Origin of the sequence: Psychrobacillus sp. FSL K6-1464 (genome assembly GCF_038003145.1) — a bacterium.
Taxonomy (GTDB): Bacteria; Bacillota; Bacilli; order Bacillales_A; family Planococcaceae; genus Psychrobacillus; species Psychrobacillus psychrotolerans.
This window is the reverse complement of the sequence record NZ_JBBOOP010000001.1, coordinates 1,650,953-1,669,845: the sequence shown is the minus strand read 5'-3', so window position 1 is coordinate 1,669,845 and position 18,893 is coordinate 1,650,953. Positions and strand designations below refer to the sequence as shown.

17 protein-coding genes and 1 riboswitch are annotated in these 18,893 nt (G+C 34.9%); of the genes, 7 read left to right on the top strand and 10 right to left on the bottom strand.

Translation table 11 applies throughout. The annotated features are described in order from the left end of the window. Positions 1–407 precede the first annotated feature (407 nt). Positions 408–2,222, top strand: coding sequence for an oligoendopeptidase F (gene pepF, locus MKX39_RS08155; protein WP_340769069.1), 1,815 nt, complete (start codon positions 408–410; stop codon positions 2,220–2,222). 416 nt (positions 2,223–2,638) lie between these two features. On the opposite strand, the gene MKX39_RS08150 is transcribed toward pepF, so the two are convergent. Both MKX39_RS08150 and MKX39_RS08145 read right to left on the bottom strand, forming a co-directional pair. Then, positions 2,639–3,517 (bottom strand): AraC family transcriptional regulator, encoded by an 879-nt coding sequence (locus tag MKX39_RS08150; protein ID WP_340769068.1) that lies wholly within the window; start codon positions 3,515–3,517, stop codon positions 2,639–2,641. Between the two features lie 325 nt (positions 3,518–3,842). Then, positions 3,843–5,309, bottom strand: coding sequence for a DHA2 family efflux MFS transporter permease subunit (locus MKX39_RS08145; protein ID WP_340769067.1), 1,467 nt, complete (start codon positions 5,307–5,309; stop codon positions 3,843–3,845). A gap of 181 nt (positions 5,310–5,490) precedes the next feature. Here MKX39_RS08145 and MKX39_RS08140 point away from each other — a divergent pair, with 181 nt between their 5' ends. Together MKX39_RS08140 and MKX39_RS08135 are read left to right on the top strand one after the other, a co-directional pair. Then, positions 5,491–6,363: a TetR/AcrR family transcriptional regulator gene (locus MKX39_RS08140; protein WP_340769065.1), complete on the top strand. Its 873-nt coding sequence runs from the start codon at positions 5,491–5,493 to the stop codon at positions 6,361–6,363. 11 nt (positions 6,364–6,374) lie between these two features. Continuing rightward, the gene (locus tag MKX39_RS08135) at positions 6,375–6,644 is read left to right on the top strand and encodes a hypothetical protein (protein ID WP_093534490.1); all 270 of its coding nucleotides are present in this window, start codon (positions 6,375–6,377) and stop codon (positions 6,642–6,644) included. 36 nt (positions 6,645–6,680) lie between these two features. On the opposite strand, the gene MKX39_RS08130 is transcribed toward MKX39_RS08135, so the two are convergent. Both MKX39_RS08130 and MKX39_RS08125 read right to left on the bottom strand, forming a co-directional pair. Continuing rightward, entirely contained in the window at positions 6,681–8,783 is a 2,103-nt protein-coding gene (locus MKX39_RS08130; protein ID WP_340771376.1) for an RNA degradosome polyphosphate kinase, read from the bottom strand. Continuing rightward, positions 8,783–10,330: a Ppx/GppA family phosphatase gene (locus MKX39_RS08125; RefSeq protein WP_340769062.1), complete on the bottom strand. Its 1,548-nt coding sequence runs from the start codon at positions 10,328–10,330 to the stop codon at positions 8,783–8,785. Before MKX39_RS08125 ends, MKX39_RS08130 begins: the two co-directional genes overlap by 1 nt. Before the next feature lie 147 nt (positions 10,331–10,477). On the opposite strand from MKX39_RS08125, the gene MKX39_RS08120 reads away from it, so the two are divergent. Beyond that, the gene (locus MKX39_RS08120; RefSeq protein ID WP_340764437.1) at positions 10,478–11,758 is read left to right on the top strand and encodes an MFS transporter; all 1,281 of its coding nucleotides are present in this window, start codon (positions 10,478–10,480) and stop codon (positions 11,756–11,758) included. A gap of 44 nt (positions 11,759–11,802) precedes the next feature. Here MKX39_RS08120 and MKX39_RS08115 read toward each other — a convergent pair whose 3' ends face one another. From MKX39_RS08115 to MKX39_RS08100, 4 genes are all read right to left on the bottom strand, one after another. Next, positions 11,803–12,471, bottom strand: coding sequence for a phospholipid phosphatase (locus MKX39_RS08115; RefSeq protein WP_340769060.1), 669 nt, complete (start codon positions 12,469–12,471; stop codon positions 11,803–11,805). Positions 12,472–12,742: 271 nt separating this feature from the next. Beyond that, a complete protein-coding gene (locus MKX39_RS08110; RefSeq protein WP_340762184.1) occupies positions 12,743–13,225 on the bottom strand; it encodes a PaaI family thioesterase in 483 nt (160 codons plus the stop codon). Positions 13,226–13,290: 65 nt separating this feature from the next. Further along, positions 13,291–14,067, bottom strand: a complete 777-nt coding sequence (locus MKX39_RS08105; protein ID WP_340769059.1) for a carbon-nitrogen family hydrolase — start codon at positions 14,065–14,067, stop codon at positions 13,291–13,293. 97 nt (positions 14,068–14,164) lie between these two features. Then, a complete protein-coding gene (locus tag MKX39_RS08100) occupies positions 14,165–14,527 on the bottom strand; it encodes a hypothetical protein (RefSeq protein WP_093534504.1) in 363 nt (120 codons plus the stop codon). Between the two features lie 526 nt (positions 14,528–15,053). On the opposite strand from MKX39_RS08100, the gene MKX39_RS08095 reads away from it, so the two are divergent. Then, the gene (locus MKX39_RS08095; protein ID WP_175496160.1) at positions 15,054–15,197 is read left to right on the top strand and encodes a hypothetical protein; all 144 of its coding nucleotides are present in this window, start codon (positions 15,054–15,056) and stop codon (positions 15,195–15,197) included. 100 nt (positions 15,198–15,297) lie between these two features. Next, the gene (locus tag MKX39_RS08090; RefSeq protein ID WP_340769058.1) at positions 15,298–16,482 is read left to right on the top strand and encodes a pyridoxal phosphate-dependent aminotransferase; all 1,185 of its coding nucleotides are present in this window, start codon (positions 15,298–15,300) and stop codon (positions 16,480–16,482) included. A 142-nt stretch (positions 16,483–16,624) separates the two neighbouring features. On the opposite strand, the gene MKX39_RS08085 is transcribed toward MKX39_RS08090, so the two are convergent. Both MKX39_RS08085 and MKX39_RS08080 read right to left on the bottom strand, forming a co-directional pair. Further along, positions 16,625–16,966: a hypothetical protein gene (locus MKX39_RS08085; protein WP_093534508.1), complete on the bottom strand. Its 342-nt coding sequence runs from the start codon at positions 16,964–16,966 to the stop codon at positions 16,625–16,627. Positions 16,967–17,142: 176 nt separating this feature from the next. Beyond that, on the bottom strand, positions 17,143–17,652 hold the full coding sequence (locus tag MKX39_RS08080) for a PPC domain-containing DNA-binding protein (protein ID WP_340769056.1): 510 nt from the start codon (positions 17,650–17,652) through the stop codon (positions 17,143–17,145). Positions 17,653–17,805: 153 nt separating this feature from the next. After that, a riboswitch (SAM riboswitch) is annotated at positions 17,806–17,920 on the top strand. A 92-nt stretch (positions 17,921–18,012) separates the two neighbouring features. Between MKX39_RS08080 and MKX39_RS08075 the strand changes: the two genes are divergently transcribed. After that, positions 18,013–18,834, top strand: a complete 822-nt coding sequence (locus MKX39_RS08075; RefSeq protein ID WP_340769054.1) for a MetQ/NlpA family ABC transporter substrate-binding protein — start codon at positions 18,013–18,015, stop codon at positions 18,832–18,834. Positions 18,835–18,893 lie beyond the last annotated feature (59 nt).

Genomic DNA, 18,893 nt, shown 5'->3' with positions numbered 1-18,893 from the left:
TCTGAATTTATAAGTCATACTACTCGCTCTCTCTTTTTAGCAAGCATAAACTCAAACATTATCATTTTGTAAGAACAACCCTATTGTAAAACAAACTTTAAATTCAGTCTATACTAATTTTTCTTCATTTTTAGAAAATTAACAATATTAGATTAGTATAATTATTTTAAGCAGTCGTTAAGTCCTTATAAAATAACGTTTTATAGGTCAATTTCCTTGTTCTATCATTCTAATATTTTCCTTAAAAATATTTTTTCAAGGATAGATTAAGCGATATATTTTATTATTTATACTAATATTACATACATTTTATGGTATAAATTGAATAAAATATATGTTTTTACTTTTCAATTAATTATATATATACTATTAATAGTTCGAAATCCGTAATAATGAGGAGAGATAAAATGGTAAACCATATGCCTAAGCGAGACGAAGTAAAGACAGAAGAAACTTGGAATTTAAATGATTTATTTCAGACCGAAAATGACTTTTCAGAAGCATTAAAAGAGATAGAACAAGGTGCATTGGAGTTCAATAATCGTTATCACGGGAACATCCAAAATGCTACAGATGTTGTGGATGCACTTATTGAATATACGAAACTATATGAGAAAATAGTACCTGCGGGAGCATTTGCTAGTCTTTCGTTAAGTACAGATCAAACAAATACCGACGCACAAATGAGAGCAAGTAAATTCGGTTCACTTTCCGCAAAGGTAAGCAGTCAATTATCTTTCTTAAATAGTGAACTAGTAGAACTACCGGAAGCAATCATTAAAGAAGCTATATCAAAATCTCCAGCTCACCAACTTTATTTAGATAAGTTACTAGCAAAGAAAAAATATCAACTTCATCCTGAGGTTGAAAAAACACTTGCTGCTTTCTCCGCTTCATTTGGAGCACCTTATAAGTTATACGATACTACCAAAATGCTTGATATTGCGTTTGATAATTTTGAGGTGAATGGTCAAGAGTATCCCCTTAGCTATGTGTCATTTGAGAATGACTGGGAAGGAGAAGCTGACACAGAAAAAAGACGAGCGGCATTCGAATCTTTTTCTAAAAAATTAAAAGAATACCAACATACAACCGCTAAAACGTATGATATGCATTTGCAAATGGAGAAAACAACATCAGATCTACGAGGCTATGATTCTGTTTATGATTACTTGTTATTTAACCAGGATGTTGACCGCTCTTTATATAATAGACAAATTGATTTAATCACGAAGGAACTCGCACCTCATATGAGAAAATATGCGAAATTGCTTCAAAAAGAACATGGACTAGAAAAAATGACGTTTGCGGATTTAAAAATATCTCTTGATCCCACATATGAGCCCAAAATATCCGTTGAGGAATCCAAAAACTATATTGATGATGCACTATCTGTTATGGGGGAAGAATATATTGAAATGGTCAATCGTGCATACGTAGAACGTTGGATAGATTTCCCTCAAAATGCTGGGAAATCAACTGGTGCATTTTGCTCTAGCCCCTACGGCAGTCATCCATATATTCTAATTTCATGGTCTAGTCGGATGAATGAAGTATTTGTTCTAGCGCATGAATTAGGTCATGCTGGGCATTTCTATTATGCAAACAAAGAGCAGAATATCTTTAACGCTCGCCCATCACTATATTTCATTGAAGCTCCTTCCACGATGAATGAAATGCTAGTGGCCAACCATTTACTAAAAAATTCGGATGACCCTAAATTTAAACGTTGGGTAATTTCTTCTATAGTAGCTCGTACGTACTATCATAATTTTGTAACTCATTTATTGGAGGCTGCATATCAACGTAAAGTGTATGACCGAATCGATCAAGGTTTAAATGTAAATGCACAAATTCTTAATGATTATAAACGTAGCGTTTTAGAAGAATTCTGGGGTGATGCAGTAGAAATTACAGAAGGTGCTGAGCTTACGTGGATGCGCCAACCTCATTACTATATGGGATTGTATCCGTACACATATAGCGCCGGGTTAACTATCTCCACTCAAGTATCCAAACGAATATTAGAAGAAGGGCAAACTGCTGTAGACGAATGGACGGAAGTATTGAAGGCTGGAGGCACTAAATCACCTGTAGAGCTAGCGCAAATGGCGGGTGTGGATATTACGACGGATAAGCCGTTAAAAGATACGATCGCTTATATAGGTTCCTTGATTGACGAATTGGAATCATTAACAGAGGAAATTAATCAAAACAACTAAAATATTACTTGATTTGTAAAAAAGAGCTTGTGCTATACAAGCTCTCAGACTGTAGATAAACTCAATTTTAGGTGCATAGAGTTGAATATTAAACTCGGCAAGGCCCACCACTTCGCTTTCCGTAGGCTTGGCTTCAGCCTCCTCGTCACTAAGAAAACATATGCTCCTGCGGGGTCATCAGCTCAAGCTATTCCCACAGGAGTCTTCGTGGTGAACCTTGCCTTATAAATAGTTCCAATAGAGTAATTAATACCTTACTTTTAATAAGATGAATAAACATCCTTAGGGACATTCATTACTATTCATAACCGTTTATAAAAATACCTTTGTCGTCAAACTGAGAGCTTGTACTATACAAGCTCTTTTTTCTGTTTTATTCCTGTACGTTATAGATGAAGTAGAAAAATAGGCAGTGATTACTCACTAAAATCTAGATTAATTGGTTGTTTCGGTAAGTTATCTTGGAAAAGCATATTTGTCGAATCTACTTTCTCATTGACTTCTTCAAAACGAAAACCATCTGCCCACACTTTTCCTTTACCAACAAGTAAAACGCCAAAGTGAATGGAAGCACTTTCTTCTGGAACATCTAAAACAATAGAATAGTGATTCCAGTCTGTAGTCCCATGAATAGAGCGACTATCCATATTGTCAAATTGAAGTGTATCACCAGCAACATTGTCAACGCGAAGCCAAGCACCACATTTGGTCACTTGATCAGTTTTTAAGAAGCATGACATTTTTATTCTTTTATTCTTGTAATTCTCTGCCTGAAACCCTTGCATCATTGTCCCAAATTGTTGTTCATTTGCCTCACCCTTAGCAAAAAGCAATCCCGACTTTGTCCCTGTGTGAAATACCTTATCATCTACCGTCAATTCGTATAGCTCAGTATAAGAACCACTTAAGTTCCAGCCATTAATCTGTTCCTGATTGTTCAAATCATTCTCCTCCTTTATTATTCGTACAGCTCTCATCAACTGGCGATACTTTCCTGGAGGCAAGCTGTACACTTCTTTAAACGCTCTTGAAAAAGCCTCTTGAGATTGAAAGCGAAATAAAAAACCAATTGTTAAAATGGATTCTTCCGTTTCTAACAGAAGTGTCGCAGCCAATGCTAATCGGCGTAGACGTATATATTCCACAATTGACTTCCCTGTATCTTTTTTAAATAACCTGGATAAATGAAATTTCGAATATCCAATAACGGAAGTGAAACTATCTAGATTAATATCTTCCGTCAAATTACTCTCTATATAAGAGACTGTCTTTCGCGTTATTTCACTGTAATACAACTCACTCACCTCAAGATAATCATAACGAATAAAAAGAAAGAACTTTTGATAAATATTGCTATATTATCATCAAATTAATAAAATAAACAATGGTCTTCTATTTTGCGACCAAAGAATTCTGATTGCGTGTCACCACATAAGATGAATTTCAGCATTATACGTGGATGATAAGCCGGACAGAGTTAGCCAAAACATAAACAACAACTTTATGTAAATTTATATAGAAAGCCCTGAAAACTTTACTAATCATCGTAAAATTTCCAGGGCTTTCTATTTTTGAGGAGAGTTTTGTTCTCGCCTCGTTTAAAATTTATGCTTCACCTATTTATCTTTTAGATATATCCACTCGTTTGACGAATAGGGATAACACTAAAGCTACAACTGTAACAAGAGTAGCGATGAAGAAAGTGAAATTGATCCCTTCTAACATTGCTTGAGCACCAAGTTGCATTTTAAACTGCGCCAAAGCATCTGTAGCAGTCGGCACATTTCCAGCTTTCGCTGCTTCTTCGAATAAACTCGCACCTTTTGATTCCATTCTAGCATTCATAATCGTGATGAATATTGCAGAACCTATAGCTCCTGAAACTTGCTGTAACGTGTTGTTCACTGCAGTTCCATGAGGATTCATCTTCATCGGTAATTGATTTAGACCATTTGTCATAATAGGCATCATTACCATGGACATACCTAACATACGGATTGTATAAACTGCCATGATGTAATAATAATCCGAATCTGCTGCTAAATTACTCATCATATATGTTGCAATCGTTGTAATTATTAAACCGATGACCGCTAACGAACGAGCACCGTATTTATCAAACAACTTTCCTGTTACTGGTGACATTAACCCCATTGCCAATGCTCCTGGAAGCATTAACAAACCAGAATCTAGTGGTGAAATACCGCGAATTGTTTGTACATACAAAGGCGTTAATATCATACCTGAGAACATTGCAGCTGAAACAACTACTGAAATGACAGACGATAATGCAAACATTGGATATTTATAAATACGTAAATTTAATAATGGTTCATCTAGTTTTAATTGTCTTAGGACAAAAATTACAAGAGCAATTACTCCGATTGCGATTGTACTATATACAATCGGTGCATCCCATCCTTTATCTCCTGCAGAACTAAATCCATATAATAGACCGCCAAAACCGATTGAAGATAAACCTAGTGATAAAATATCTAGTTTCATATCTTTGTTCGGAGTAATATTTTTTAACTTGAAAATCGCAAATATCAATACGATAACTGCCAATGGTAAGATTAACTCGAACAATACTCTCCAAGTGTAATGTTCAATGATGAAACCTGATAGTGTTGGTCCAATTGCTGGAGCCATAATCATTACTAGACCAAATAGTCCCATTGCTGTCCCTCTTCGTTCAATAGGGAATGCAGTCAACATAACATTCATTAACAAAGGCATCATTACTGCTGATCCTGCTGCTTGAATCATACGAGCTAATATAAGGACCCAAAATTCTGGTGCAATAGCCGCCAAAAATGTACCCAATGAAAATAAGGTCATTGCGGTAATAAATAACTTTCTGTTCGAGAACTTAGTTACAAAATATGCACTCGCAGGTATTAAAATACCGTTTATAAGCATGTACCCTGTAGTAAGCCATTGAACAACTGACGCTTTAACATCAAATTCAACCATAATAGTAGGTAAAGCTACGTTTAATAACGTATTATTTAAAAAAGCTATGAATGCTCCTACAAATAGGATTGCAATCATGGCGTATGGGGGTTTTTGTTGCGTTTCGTTCATTCTTATTTATCCTCCTAAAATTTTGTGATTATTTTCCACTAGTTGTACACTACTTTGAACATTTTATACCCTTAGTCCAAAAAATGCAATCTCAAAAAACGCTTACATCTTAAATTTGTTGATTTAATAGTGTTTGTTTTGTATTATGATACTAGACTTATAGTATAAAAGGTGTGTAAATATGAAGAATAGAAAGCATCAAGTATTATTGACTGCTCAAAAATTATTTATAAAAAATGGCTTCGCCGCAACTTCTGTTCAAGATATAATAAATGAAAGTAAAATATCAAAAGGTACATTTTATAATTATTTTTCATCAAAGAACGAATGTATCATTTCTATAATTGACAACGCAAAGGAAGAAACGGATCTAAAGCGTAGAGAATTATTAATACGTCAAGATATCACTAACAAAGACATATTAATACAGCAATTAATAGTCCGCATGGATGTATACAAGGAACGAAACTTAGTACCCATTTTTTTAGTTATCTTCCACTCACAAGATTCAGAGCTTAGGGATATTATCAAAAAAAATCATTACGAAGAAGTAAAATGGTTAGCCAAAAGGATAGTAGATGTGTACGGGGCAAAATCACGGAAATGCTCAGTAGATAGCGCTATCTTGTTATTAGGAATGATTCAACAGATGCAGCATCCTTGGACAGTTAAATCTAAAGAAGTTTCTACCGTTGAACTAGTTAACTATGTGATGAACCGTATGGATTCACTAATGGGAGATTTAGTGGAGTCCGATGAAGTCATTATTGACACGTTTGTTTTTAATCATTTTTATGATGAAGTTCGGATTACTAAAGAACATGTAATTCAATTAATCCAGACATTTAAAGAAACAAATGAGAAAGAGTTGAAGTTACAGGAAATTGAATTGATGAACTTCATCATCGATGAACTAAAAAGTAATAACACTAGGAAGTTTCTTTTGGAAACAGTAGTAAATAGCTTTTCAAATACGATGAACAATACAGCGCAGTCACTTGAAATAAAAGAAATAGCCTCGAATATTTGGCAGGTAATTGACTCTCTTTCATAAGGAGGTTTGACATGAAAAACAAAGTAATCGAACAATATGAAGCCGATGAAAATATGATGATCCAAATTTATGTCCAATGGTGTATAAATCATGATATTAATCCTTTAGAGCTTTATAATAGAGCATATCCCAACCAAGCTTCCAACAATGTTATTCTAGAACTAATGGAAACTACAGAGAAAAATTCAACCATTATTGATACAGGAACTGTTTTGGATGTACTTCAATTATTCGGAAATGACGATCTTGCTTATGTAGTTTCAGAAGAGGATAAAAAGTAACTTAAGGAGCTGAACCAATGGTTTCAGCTCCTTTATCTATTCCTCTGGTATATACTTTCGTGATTTATCTAATAAGATCTGCTGACTATCTACTTCGCATTCCGTTTTGTCTTTATAGTGATATTTTCCATTTTGATCTTGGACTCGCGCTTTAACGTTGTCTCGTAATTCTAAATCTAAAATTTCCATTACTCTCTTTTTAATAGAAGGAGATAATACTGGAAATAATATCTCTACGCGCTTTACCATATTTCTAGTCATCATATCAGCTGAGGATAGATATAATCGCGATGCTCCATTACGATAAAACCAGTAAATTCTAGAATGTTCTAAAAATCTTCCAACTATACTCGTCACATTTATATTCTCACTAACTCCTGGAACTTTAGGTAACAAACAACAAGTTCCCCTAACTATTAAATCAATTTTCACTCCAACAGAAGAGGCTTCGTATAACTTTAATATTAAATCTTTATCAGTAAGGGAATTCATCTTTAGTTTTATATGTCCATTATGAAAAGCCTTATGGTACTCTATCTCCCCATCTATTAAACTAATGAATTTGTCTCGAATATCAAATGGTGAAACGACTAATTTATCATAGTTAGGTTTGTCGGTATATCCACTGAGGAAATTAAAAAATTGGGTGGCATCTGAACCAATTTTTTTGTTTGCCGTAATAATTCCCATATCAGTATATGTTCTTGCAGTTTGATCATTATAATTTCCTGTACCGAGATGGACATATTGCTCAATTCTATTGTTCCTTCTTCGAACAACTAATGTTATTTTGGAATGCGTTTTTAAATTATGCATGCCGTAAATTACGAGACACCCTGCTTTTTCTAGCTCCTTTGCCCACTGCACATTATTTTCTTCATCAAAACGAGCTTTTAACTCTACTAACACAGTCACCTGTTTACCATTTTCTGCAGCACGCTTTAAAGCAAGAATTACAGGAGAATTCCCACTAACACGGTACAAAGTTTGCTTGATAGCCAATACGGAGGGATCGTCAGCTGCCTTTTCGATGAAATCTATGATTGGCTGAAAAGATTCATAGGGATGATGAAAAAATAAATCTTGTTTTTGAACCTTTGCAAAAACATCTTCATCACTAGCTATGTCTAGTGGTGGTTGTGGTATAAAAGGTTCATAGAATAAGTGCATATGCTTCCCTTTAAAAATTTTTATGAAGGAAAACAAAAAAGTTACATCTAATGGGCCATCTACTTTATAGACATCCTCAGGTTGAATTTCTAGCTCGTCCAGCAAGTAATTTAATAACTTAGGCTTTATTTCACTTACTTTTACTTCTAATCGACTAACTGCGCCCCACTTCCGTTTTTTCAATTCTTTTTCTATCTCAATTAATAAATCTCGCGCCCCCTCTTCATGGAGAGTTAAATCTGCATTACGTGTTATTCTGAAAGGGTTCGCATGCTTCACATGGTACCCATGAAAAAGCTTGGAAATATGTTCAATAATGACATCTTCAAGCAGGACAGCTACAAATGAACCATCAACTGTAGAAACTTGGATAAAACGCTTTAGAACAGACGGTACTTGTACAATGGCAATCTTATTTTGTTCCACTAAATCATATTGATTGTCTTCAATCATGACTAAAATATTCATTGTTTTACTCAACAATATAGGAAATGGACGGTATGCATCTACCGCGATCGGTGTTAAAACAGGAAAAATTTCTTCTTCAAATAATTTCTGCAGTTCCTTCTTTTGAGTGGTAGTTAGTTCACTATATTTAACTAAAGAAATCCCTTGCTTTGGGAGTTGTTTTTCAATTAGTTCTTTATAGATTTTCATTTGTCTCGAGACTAATTGTTTTGTAATAGATGCAATACGATTTAACTGTTCTTTTGGTGTCAACCCTGCTTTGTTTTCAGGTTTATTGAATCCTGCACGAACCTGATCTTGTAATCCTGCTACACGAACCATAAAAAACTCATCTAAATTGGAACTAAATATAGCCAAAAACTTCATCCGCTCTAAAAGAGGATTCGACTCATCTTCCGCTTCTTCGAGAACTCGCTCGTTAAAAGCTAGCCAGCTGATTTCTCTGTTATTATAATAGGCATAGTCATTAAAAGGATGTTTTTCTACAGTCTTATTAGTCATCACTCAATTTCCTCCATGTCTAAAAACTTCAACTCCACTTCTACATGAACTATTTTCTCTAAATGTTTTTTCAGTTTTTCAGCTTGGTATTGTTCTAAAATATTATTTCCAACAACTAAAAATATAAATTCAATTTTATCCACGGATCTTTTAATGGAAACATTCTTTATATGAGATCTTCCAAGGACGTCCATCCCTTTCGTAAAACGGATTAATGCACCAATATCTCGAAGTTCCTTACTTTCCGTACTATTAATAGTATGTGGATAGAGGTCTATATATTGTTTAAAGGTATCTTTATTTTTGTACGATGCAAGTAAGGCTAATTTCAAGCGATCCTTGTTTGAAATCCCATCTATTGTTAAATTAGTTAACAGATAAAAAGTATGCTGACTAGATGCCTCCTGATCAATTTCCTTTCCAATATGAAATAGTTGGTAGGCATATTGAAGTAACGCATCATTTTGCATGGGGGTAATATAACCCCATTGTCCAAATTTGTTATATATCGAAGAAAATATTTCATATAGATGAAGTGATATATGTTCATCAACATGAAATTTCCCTAACACATGCCGAACAGCATTTTTTGTTACACTATTAACGTTAAAATCATCTGGAAAATATTTTATAAGCTGAGCGTAAATTACCCCTTCCCTCAGTCCTTTTTTGCTATATATAAAGACCATACTTTGTACCACTTCCATAAATACGCGAAAAGTTTCTAAAGCAGGTACAATAATATCCGCTCGATCACTGGATAAGCCATCTATTTTCTTTAACCCTTCTAAAGATGATTGGGTGAATTTATAACTTATTTCCTGCAAATCCACTGCGCTTAACTCGTATTGGTGAGTTCCATGCAAAGAATCGTTTTTTCTTTCCTGATCTACTTGTGCTATATTACGTGCGCTGCCCCCAATAGCAATGATTGGCACTTGCAAATTATGTAACCATTCAAGCGATTGAAATTGTTCTCTAACAAATTCTATAAGGGATATTTTTTCCTCTGTTGTCATAAAACCGTTCGTTATAAATCTCTTTTTTAATGAAACTGCTCCAAATGGGAAACTATGCGAAAACTTCATTTCTTTGTTTTCAAAGTATGTAACTTCCGTACTTCCTCCACCCATATCGATCGTTACAGCTGTGGGGATACTAGTAGAATGTATTACTGCTAAATAACCATAATATGCTTCTTCTTTAGCAGATATTATAGTTACTTTTATGTCTGTTTGTTGTTTAACCTTGGTTATGATAGTTTCACGATTTTCCGCTTGCCTAACAGCCGCAGTAGCAGCAGCAAATACATCGGTTACTGATAAATCATCTAAAATTTTTTTGAAATTAAATAATGTTTCTATTAAAAGGTGAATACCTTCTTCACTTAAATTTCCAAATGTATCAATATGCATACTTAAGCGTGCTACCGTTTTATAATTATAATGTTCTACTAACCCCTCTTTACTGCTATAACTAAAAACTACTAGACGTATAGAATTGGAACCGATATCTATTATTGCTTTTTGTTCACTAATAGGTTTCATAAAATCTACTCCTTTATATAAAGTTTATTCCTTATTTCTCCTCTTCAATATTAATAATGTAAATTTAAGTTATTTTTCTGAATTATTTATACTCCCCTTTATTTATTTGATGTACAATAATTTATAACAAGGCTTGGAGGGATGAATATATTGAAAAAATTCACAAAAGAAGAGAATAGCTGGTCTCTTTATGATTGGGGCTCTTCTGCCTATTCAATCACTATTACTACAGCTGTTTTCCCTATCTTTTACAAAGCATCCGCAACAGCTGGGGGGGTTGATGCAGCAGATTCCACAGCATATCTCGGATATACAATTGCTATTTTTACTTTTATACTTGCCTTGATAGGACCAATTCTAGGAACAATCGCAGATTATCGTGGGATGAAAAAGAAATTTTTCACTTTTTTCTTTGTATTAGGAGTTACATTTACTACGATGTTAGCATTTGTGCCTTTTGATAACTGGCTATTATTATTAATCTTTTATACCCTTGCCGCACTCGGTGCAACTGGAGCAAACGTCTTCTATGACGGCTTTATTGTTGACGTCACAACCAATGAACGGATGCATAAAGTCTCTTCACGTGGATATAGCCTTGGTTATATTGGGTCCACTATCCCATTTTTACTTAGTATTGTCATTATTTTATTGGCTCAGAGAGAAATTATCCCTATTTCGTCGACAAATGCTAGTCGAATTGCATTTGTAATAACAGCGGTCTGGTGGGTTATATTTTCTATCCCAATGTTCAAAAATGTGAAGCAAATTCATTTTGTGGAGAAAGAAGGAAATTTAATCGTTGAAAGTTTTAAACGATTAGGAAACACCTTCAAAGAAATTAGACAATATCGCACTGTATTTTTGTTTTTACTAGCATACTTTTTTTATATTGATGGAGTTGGTACGATTATTTCCATGTCTACAGCTTATGGATCTGATTTAGGATTGAGTGCAACAAGTTTACTTATAGTCCTATTTGCCACCCAAGTTGTCGCTGGACCTTTTGCACTTTTATATGGGAAATTAGCTTCTAAATTTACGGAAAAGAAAATGCTATATGTGGGGATCATTGTTTATATTATTGTATGTAGTTATGCATTTTTCTTAGATACTATAGTTGACTTCTGGATCTTAGCAATGCTTGTCGCCACTTCTCAAGGCGGTATTCAAGCCCTTAGTAGATCCTATTTCGCTAAAATAGTTCCAAAAGAAAATTCCAATGAGTTTTTCGGATTTTATAATATCTTTGGTAAATTTGCATCTATTATGGGACCGCTATTAGTAGCTATTACTGCACAAGTAACAGGAAACTCTTCCTACGGAGTATTTAGTCTGATAATACTATTCATTATTGGCTTTATCATTCTAACAAAAGTTCCAGAACCAAAAACTGCACCTCCTGTGGATCAAATCGTAAACAGTTAGGCTGTTAAGGCATACTAGAATCTAGTATGCCTTTTATCCTGATGCTATTTAACATGAAGCTGTCCTGTTATCAAACGTCGTTTAGTCCATATTAATGTAAAGATTAAAAACAACTCAAATGCATTCGTCACTGCTCCACTTTCTATATTAAGAGGTACGGCACTTCCAATAGTCATAACTATGGCACCTATAAAGAAAATCGGCCATTTTGTTTTTTTCCATACGATTGCACTCGCTACAATAAGAATAAGTGTTACAAATAACACCATAATTGGCGGGCCTGTCGCTTCCTCCACATTCGAATAGCTGACGACACCATACTCCTTCACCACTTCAATTTCCAATCCAACAACCTCTACTGAAAATTCAAAAACCATTAAACCAATCGTATAAATAATACCTACTAAAACTAACCATTTTTTCTTTGCCCATTGAATTCCACTTTCTCGTAGTGTTCCTATTGAGTACATTACAAGTAGTGGGGTTATTAAAGCGTGTAAGCAAAAACGAGAGAAGTTTAAGCTTTCCAATAATTCTCCTTCGCCAATCCACTTGCCTGTTGCTAGTATCAAATTATCATAAATCAGTGGGAGTATTACTATATAAATAACACTGCTCCATTTGTCCAGTTCTTGCTTTCTTATACCATATAATCCCCATATCAATAATGCCGTATATAAAAATGTATAAAGAAAATATAAAAACGTATCCATTCAATCGTCCTCCTTTCTATTCCATTCCCATATTCCAAAAATTTAATCAGAAAATTAAAAACCCAAGCAAAATCGCCTGTCCTTTAACGTCATATCCTGATTCTTTCGTTTTCTAGGAGCCTTTTAGGATAATAAGAGAAAGTTACTTTCATGTCTTATTTCGTAAATTTTTCCTATCTCTTTTAGTTTCGCTTTCTTATAGTATTACTCAATATTTCAAAAAAACCTGCACTAAAAACGTATTGTTTTAGTTGCAGGTTTTATAATTATTCTATTGTTTTCCAAAAGTATTAGGCATCACTACAGCAAGAACTTCACCGCGAGCGCATAGTTCTTCTCCCGCAAACACTTCTGTTATTACCTTGAATTTCTTTGGATGAATTTCTTCTACTTTGCCAACTGCTTTAAGAGTAACTTTTTGAGGTGTTGGCTTTAGGAAATCGACATGAAGTGAGCCAGTTACGAAACGAGGCGGCGTTTCTCCACTTCCTGGTTCAAACCCATTTTTTCGATGTAATGCGAGTGAAGCAGAGCCAGTTCCATGACAGTCTACCAGTGCCCCTATTAGACCCCCGTATACAAAGCCAGGTATAGCAATATGTTCTTCCTTAGGTTCATATATAGTTACTGTCTGTTCCCCATCCCAGGCAGTACGGAAATGATGCCCATCTTTGTTCATCCTTCCACAACCGTAACACCAAGCAAAATCCTCTGGGTACTCATCTTGAATAGCGCGAATTTTTTCTACCATCATAACTCCCCCTTTAGAAAACCATACAAAAAAGCTACCCGTACGTCAATACAGATAGCGAGATTCTATTAATAGATGTCCACTCTGCGATCCTGAAAAACAGGAATCCTCTTTCTAACTTCATCCACTTCATCTAAGTTAATTTCTACTAGACCGATTGTTTCTTCCTCTGCTCCAAGCCAAAGAACTTCACCCCACGGCGCAATTACCATCGAGTTCCCATTAAACGAATTGTTCAGATCTTCTCCAACTCGATTTACTGCTACGATGAAACACTGATTTTCAATCGCACGAGCCTGCAATAATATTTTCCAATGATCTATTCTTCCAGCTGGCCACTGTGCCGGTACAAATATAACTTTAGCTCCAGCCAATGAATGTGTTCGGAACCACTCTGGAAAACGTAAATCATAACAAATAACGCCGCCCATATCGACATCATTTAACGAAAAGATATTTTTGTCTGTTCCCGCCTTTAGATAAAGATGCTCATCCATTAATTTAAACAAATGTGCTTTATCATATTCGGCTATTACCTCACCAATATTATTCACGACATACATCGTATTAAAGAAATGATTACTTCTTTTCGTAGAAACGGATCCGCCAATGATATGAATATGTAATTCTTTAGCTAATCGCGTGAGGAGACTTTTAGTATCTTCGCCGTTTACATCAGCTATTTCTTCAAGATTCGTTAAATCATAACCCGTATTCCACATTTCAGGTAATACAACGATTTCTGCATTCAGCATCGCAGCTTTTCGCACCTTTTCTTCTACTTTTCTAAAGTTTTCCTTCGGATCCCCAAAAGCTATATTTAACTGAACACATGCAATTCTCATTTTGACACTCCTAAAGACATAATTATTAAAAGGTTATAAGATTTGACGGATAAATGCAACTATTCTTGTAAATCAAACAATGAATTCGTTGCTTTATTTAATATTCCCCTTTCTCCATAAAAGTCCGTATTTCTTCTATCTCTCCTTTTAATCTTTTATCCGCAGAGTCTAAAGATTGTTTGTTATCTACTTTGCTAATGAGACCTTCCACCAACGTATCTAGTAATCGTTCATCATCACTGAGTTCTCCATCACTTAATTTTGAGTCATACTTTTCTTTGTATTCATTAAAAGTTTCCCATTCTTCGCTTGTCGGCTCTCTGTCCATTTCTAATGAGGTTTCAATAGTAGTAAGCACCTGCTCAACATCGCCATGCATTTCTGCTTTAATATTCTCGTTAACGGATCCACATGCTGTTACTAGTAAGGTTAGTGTAAGAAGTATTAATAATCGTTTCATCTAACAACCCCCTTCTTTTGAAAATTGTAATCTGCCATGGAATTGCACTATGCATGGGGTGCAATTCTGGACTTACGTTTAATTTTAAAGTCCACTATTTCTAAGATGAGTCGTATTAATAAAACACCTAGACTATGTGCCTAAGTGCTTTATTGGGGTACTTGGAAGGTCAATATTGCAACAGATAATATAGTACATAGAACCATCCAAAGAAACCATGAATAATCGCCCACAGTATCGACTTGTTAACTGTCCATGAGATAACTATCGCTAATATTACTCCAAATCCAATTCCGCCAGATGTTACCGACCTCTGTCTAATCGCACCCATCCTATCCTTTTGGCAGTCCTATCTTAATATATTCCTAGTAGGCAACACCTTATGCCAAGACACGCAAAATCATCCGTAATACTTTTTTATGTAGCTTTTAGTATCTCATTAAGCGGTTTTCAGTGAATTACGAAGGGAATTATTTAAAAAGTGGGCGTAAGTGATATCAAGGCAATCTTTTGGAGCTCTAATTTGATGGTTAGTTGGAATTCTGGGACACTTAGTTGGAATTTTGGGCTTTCTAGTTGGAATTATCGTCATGCTAGTTGGAAAAATGTAATACAGGAAAAAGATGTCCAGTCCTACACGTCCAAGCATGAAAAAAGATTCACATTTTAAAAATCAATAACTATAAAAACCAACCAATACATAGACAAGCTATTTATTTTTGTTAGAATAAAAATACAAATGCAACTTTTTAGAAAACGAGGTTTTGTACATGGAATTTTCAAACCGTTTAAACAATCTACCTTCTCAGTTCTTTGCTACACTTGTCAAAAAAGTGGGAGATGCAGTTCTAGAGGGGCGAGATGTGATTAATTTAGGACAAGGTAATCCTGATCAGCCCACTCCCCCACATATTGTGCAAGCAGTCCAAGAAGCGGCCGCTAATCCACTAAATCATAAGTATAGTCCCTTTCGTGGAACGGGGGATTTTAAAAAAGCAGCATCCAACTTTTATAAACGGGAATATAATGTAGATATTGACCCTGAAACGGAAGTGGCAATTTTATTTGGAACGAAAATTGGGTTAGTAGAGCTCCCATTAGCTTTGATGAATGAGCATGAGTTAATGTTACTTCCAGACCCTGGTTATCCTGATTATTTATCGGGAGTAGGATTGGCAAATGTCGAGTTTAATACTATGCCATTACTGGGGGAAAATAATTTCCTGCCGGATTATAGCTCATTAACAGAACAACAAAAACAACAAGCAAAACTTATGTACTTAAATTATCCAAATAATCCTACTGGCGCTATCGCTAATTTAGACTTTTTCCAAGAAACTGTTACATTGGCAAAAGAAAATGATATTGCTATTGTTCATGATTTTGCATATGGAGGAATAGGTTTTGACGGTGTGAAGCCAGTAAGCTTCTTACAAGCTGATGGAGCAAAAGACGTTGGTATCGAAATGTACACACTGTCCAAAACTTATAATATGGCTGGTTGGCGCGTTGGTTTTGCAGTTGGAAACTCTAAAATCATTGAAGCTATTAATATTATTCAAGACCACTTATTTGTTAGTATCTTCCCTGCTGTTCAAGATGCTGCAACTGTTGCTTTGAACGGTAGCCAAGCATGTGTAAAGGAACTGGTTGATCTATATGAAGGCAGACGGAATGCTTTAGTCGAAGCTTGTACTAGCATTGGATGGAAGGTGACTGCACCGAAAGGATCCTTCTTTGCTTGGCTACCAGTCCCTAATAATTATACGAGTGAAGCTTTTGCAGATTTATTGTTACAAGAAGCTGACGTAGCGGTTGCTGCTGGTAATGGATTTGGGTCATCCGGCGAAGGATATGTTCGAGTAGGATTGTTAGTGGATGAAGACCGATTGAAAGAAGCAATTACAAGGATCGGAAAGCTTAATTTATTTGGCTATGCTAAAGGCAAAGGTTGATTTTAAAATGCACATAAAAAAATGAGCTGGAATATATCTCCACGCTCATTTTACTTTGGTGTATGTTTTTACTAAAACACCCGTTTGTTTAAGTGTATTTATTCACATAGAACTATCCAAAATAGTTCTATGTATGCAAGTTCTAATAATCTAACTGCTTTAAGCTCAATAATAAACCATCATCTGTAATTTTTTTAACCATGAATGAATTTAACTTTCTGTCAATTTTTTTATCCATTTTATCTGCATTACTGAATGAATTTCTTACTGCATCTATTGCATAAATAAGAATTGATAACACACCCGCACTTCCTAGTGCCACTCCTATACTTTCGTTCTCTGGAAGATGAGTATCCATAATCTTTCTTACTTCTTTATAATAGTCTCCTTTAATAAGAATATATTCAGATTTTGCCTCTAAACCTGCTAATAACTCAGTTCGATTATGTGCTTCATAAGCTTCTATACCATTCACTTTGTACATAAAAAATCCCCCTTTCAAGTGTCATAATAATAATTTACGAATATAAACAAACTAAAGTTCCGCTTTTTTCTAATTTTATTTATTCGACTAAACCGCTGCGTTAGTTTAAGCGTAACACTTTTAACATAGCGATTTATTTTAACAAAAATGCCGCCCATTAAATGAGGCGGCATTTTCTAATTATGGTAAAGCTGATTAGGTTTATCTATTTTCTTTTCTACCGGATAAAACTGATTTGCTCCTGTTTCTTCATCAAACTTTCGCTGAAAATCCATACCAATAGTTTCTGCCAACACTAAATCTACTGTAATAACAGGATTTTCCCCTTTCATAAAATGACCACCATAAATATTGCCATATTGGTCACATATTGTCCCATGGAAATGTGTTTCAAACTGTCCATCTCTTTGACAGACAACTCCCGTCCCCTGCAAAAACTCGATTGGCCCCTCTTTGACAACGAGGTTATTGTACCCTACACCTATGGGTGAATCTTCGTTTGGTATCAAATAAACAAATCCACTTCTTTGAAAACTTCCAAAACAACTAAGAATTGTAGCAGAATTAATTCCATTCACTTTACACAATTCCTCTATTCCTTCTAGCAAATCAGTTCCATATACTAAACGCGCTCCTACTACCTTTCCTAGCTGACCAACTGCAAAGTTTGCTCTTACTTTTGACAACGCTTACACACCCTTTTTGTATAATTATTTATTTTTATTAAACATATACTATTTAGAATGTTATACGCAACTACAAAAAAAGTAGGTTGACTTTAATAAGTTGATGTAGTAAATTATATTTTATGAACTGTTGAAAAACTTAATAGCTGATATCTCTTATCAAGAGTAGCTGAGGGACTGGCCCTATGAAGCTCGGCAACCATCCACCTAATAATCTATGTGGAAAGGTGCTAAATCCAGCAAAACAATTTGTTTTGATAGATAAGAGAGGACTAACGTATGTATGCGCCTCTCTTTCTTTTGAAAGAGAGGCTTTTATATTTATACAACGTTCTGAATAATTATTTGGAGGAATGGAAAATGAAGAAATTTGGATTTTTATTGTCAACGGTACTTTTATCTGGAGCTCTTGTAGCTTGTGGAGATGATGCAACTTCAGAAGCTACAGCGATTAATGAGGACAAAATAGTAGTAGGTGTAACTGCTGGGCCACATGAACAAATTGTAGAAGTGGCTGCTAAAGTGGCTGCTAAGGACGGATTAGAAGTTAAGCTTAAAGTTTTCTCTGACTATATTTTACCTAATACAGCCTTATCGGAAGAGGATTTAGATGCAAATAGCTATCAGCATGAGCCATTCCTAGATACGTTTAACGAAGACCATGGCACAGATTTAGTTCCTGTAGGAAAAACGATATTAAATCCAATGGGTGTCTATTCAGACAAATATGATTCTATAGATGACCTGCCAGATGGAGCAACTTTTGGTTTACCAAACGATCCTACAAATGGCGCTCGTGCATTATATATTTTAGAAGAAAATGGCTTTATCAAAATTAAAAAAGATAAAAGAGAATCAGCAAGTATTTATGACATTGAAGAAAACCCAAAAAACCTAGAATTTATTGAACTAGAAGCTGCTCAAATCCCGAAACAACTGAGTGAAGTAGATGCAGCTGCCATCAATACAAACTTTGCACTTGAAGCAGGTATTAGTCCAAAAGAGGATTCCATATTACTAGAATCTTCCAATTCTCCTTACGTGAACTATATTGTAGTCCGTGCAGAAAACAAAGATGATCCGACAATCCAAAAGTTTATCAAAGCATATCAATCGGAAGAAGTTAAAAAATTCATCGAAGAAGAATTTAAAGGTTCAGTTTTACCTAGCTGGGACGAATAATGGAGTCATAAACGTTACCGACTTCGGTAGCGTTTTCTTTAAAAAGAAAGGAAGATCGT

Coding starts and splice junctions, on each gene's coding strand:
- MKX39_RS08110 (WP_340762184.1), bottom strand. CDS start 13,225: ATGATGGTAGAAAAAATTCGCGCTATTCAAGATGAGTACCCAGAGGAT.
- MKX39_RS08095 (WP_175496160.1), top strand. CDS start 15,054: ATGGTTAGTTGGAATTCTGGGACACTTAGTTGGAATTTTGGGCTTTCT.
- MKX39_RS08090 (WP_340769058.1), top strand. CDS start 15,298: ATGGAATTTTCAAACCGTTTAAACAATCTACCTTCTCAGTTCTTTGCT.
- MKX39_RS08105 (WP_340769059.1), bottom strand. CDS start 14,067: ATGAGAATTGCATGTGTTCAGTTAAATATAGCTTTTGGGGATCCGAAG.
- MKX39_RS08100 (WP_093534504.1), bottom strand. CDS start 14,527: ATGAAACGATTATTAATACTTCTTACACTAACCTTACTAGTAACAGCA.
- MKX39_RS08135 (WP_093534490.1), top strand. CDS start 6,375: ATGAAAAACAAAGTAATCGAACAATATGAAGCCGATGAAAATATGATG.
- MKX39_RS08125 (WP_340769062.1), bottom strand. CDS start 10,330: ATGAAACCTATTAGTGAACAAAAAGCAATAATAGATATCGGTTCCAAT.
- MKX39_RS08075 (WP_340769054.1), top strand. CDS start 18,013: ATGAAGAAATTTGGATTTTTATTGTCAACGGTACTTTTATCTGGAGCT.
- MKX39_RS08085 (WP_093534508.1), bottom strand. CDS start 16,966: ATGTACAAAGTGAATGGTATAGAAGCTTATGAAGCACATAATCGAACT.
- MKX39_RS08115 (WP_340769060.1), bottom strand. CDS start 12,471: ATGGATACGTTTTTATATTTTCTTTATACATTTTTATATACGGCATTA.
- MKX39_RS08145 (WP_340769067.1), bottom strand. CDS start 5,309: ATGAACGAAACGCAACAAAAACCCCCATACGCCATGATTGCAATCCTA.
- pepF (WP_340769069.1), top strand. CDS start 408: ATGGTAAACCATATGCCTAAGCGAGACGAAGTAAAGACAGAAGAAACT.
- MKX39_RS08130 (WP_340771376.1), bottom strand. CDS start 8,783: ATGACTAATAAGACTGTAGAAAAACATCCTTTTAATGACTATGCCTAT.
- MKX39_RS08140 (WP_340769065.1), top strand. CDS start 5,491: ATGAAGAATAGAAAGCATCAAGTATTATTGACTGCTCAAAAATTATTT.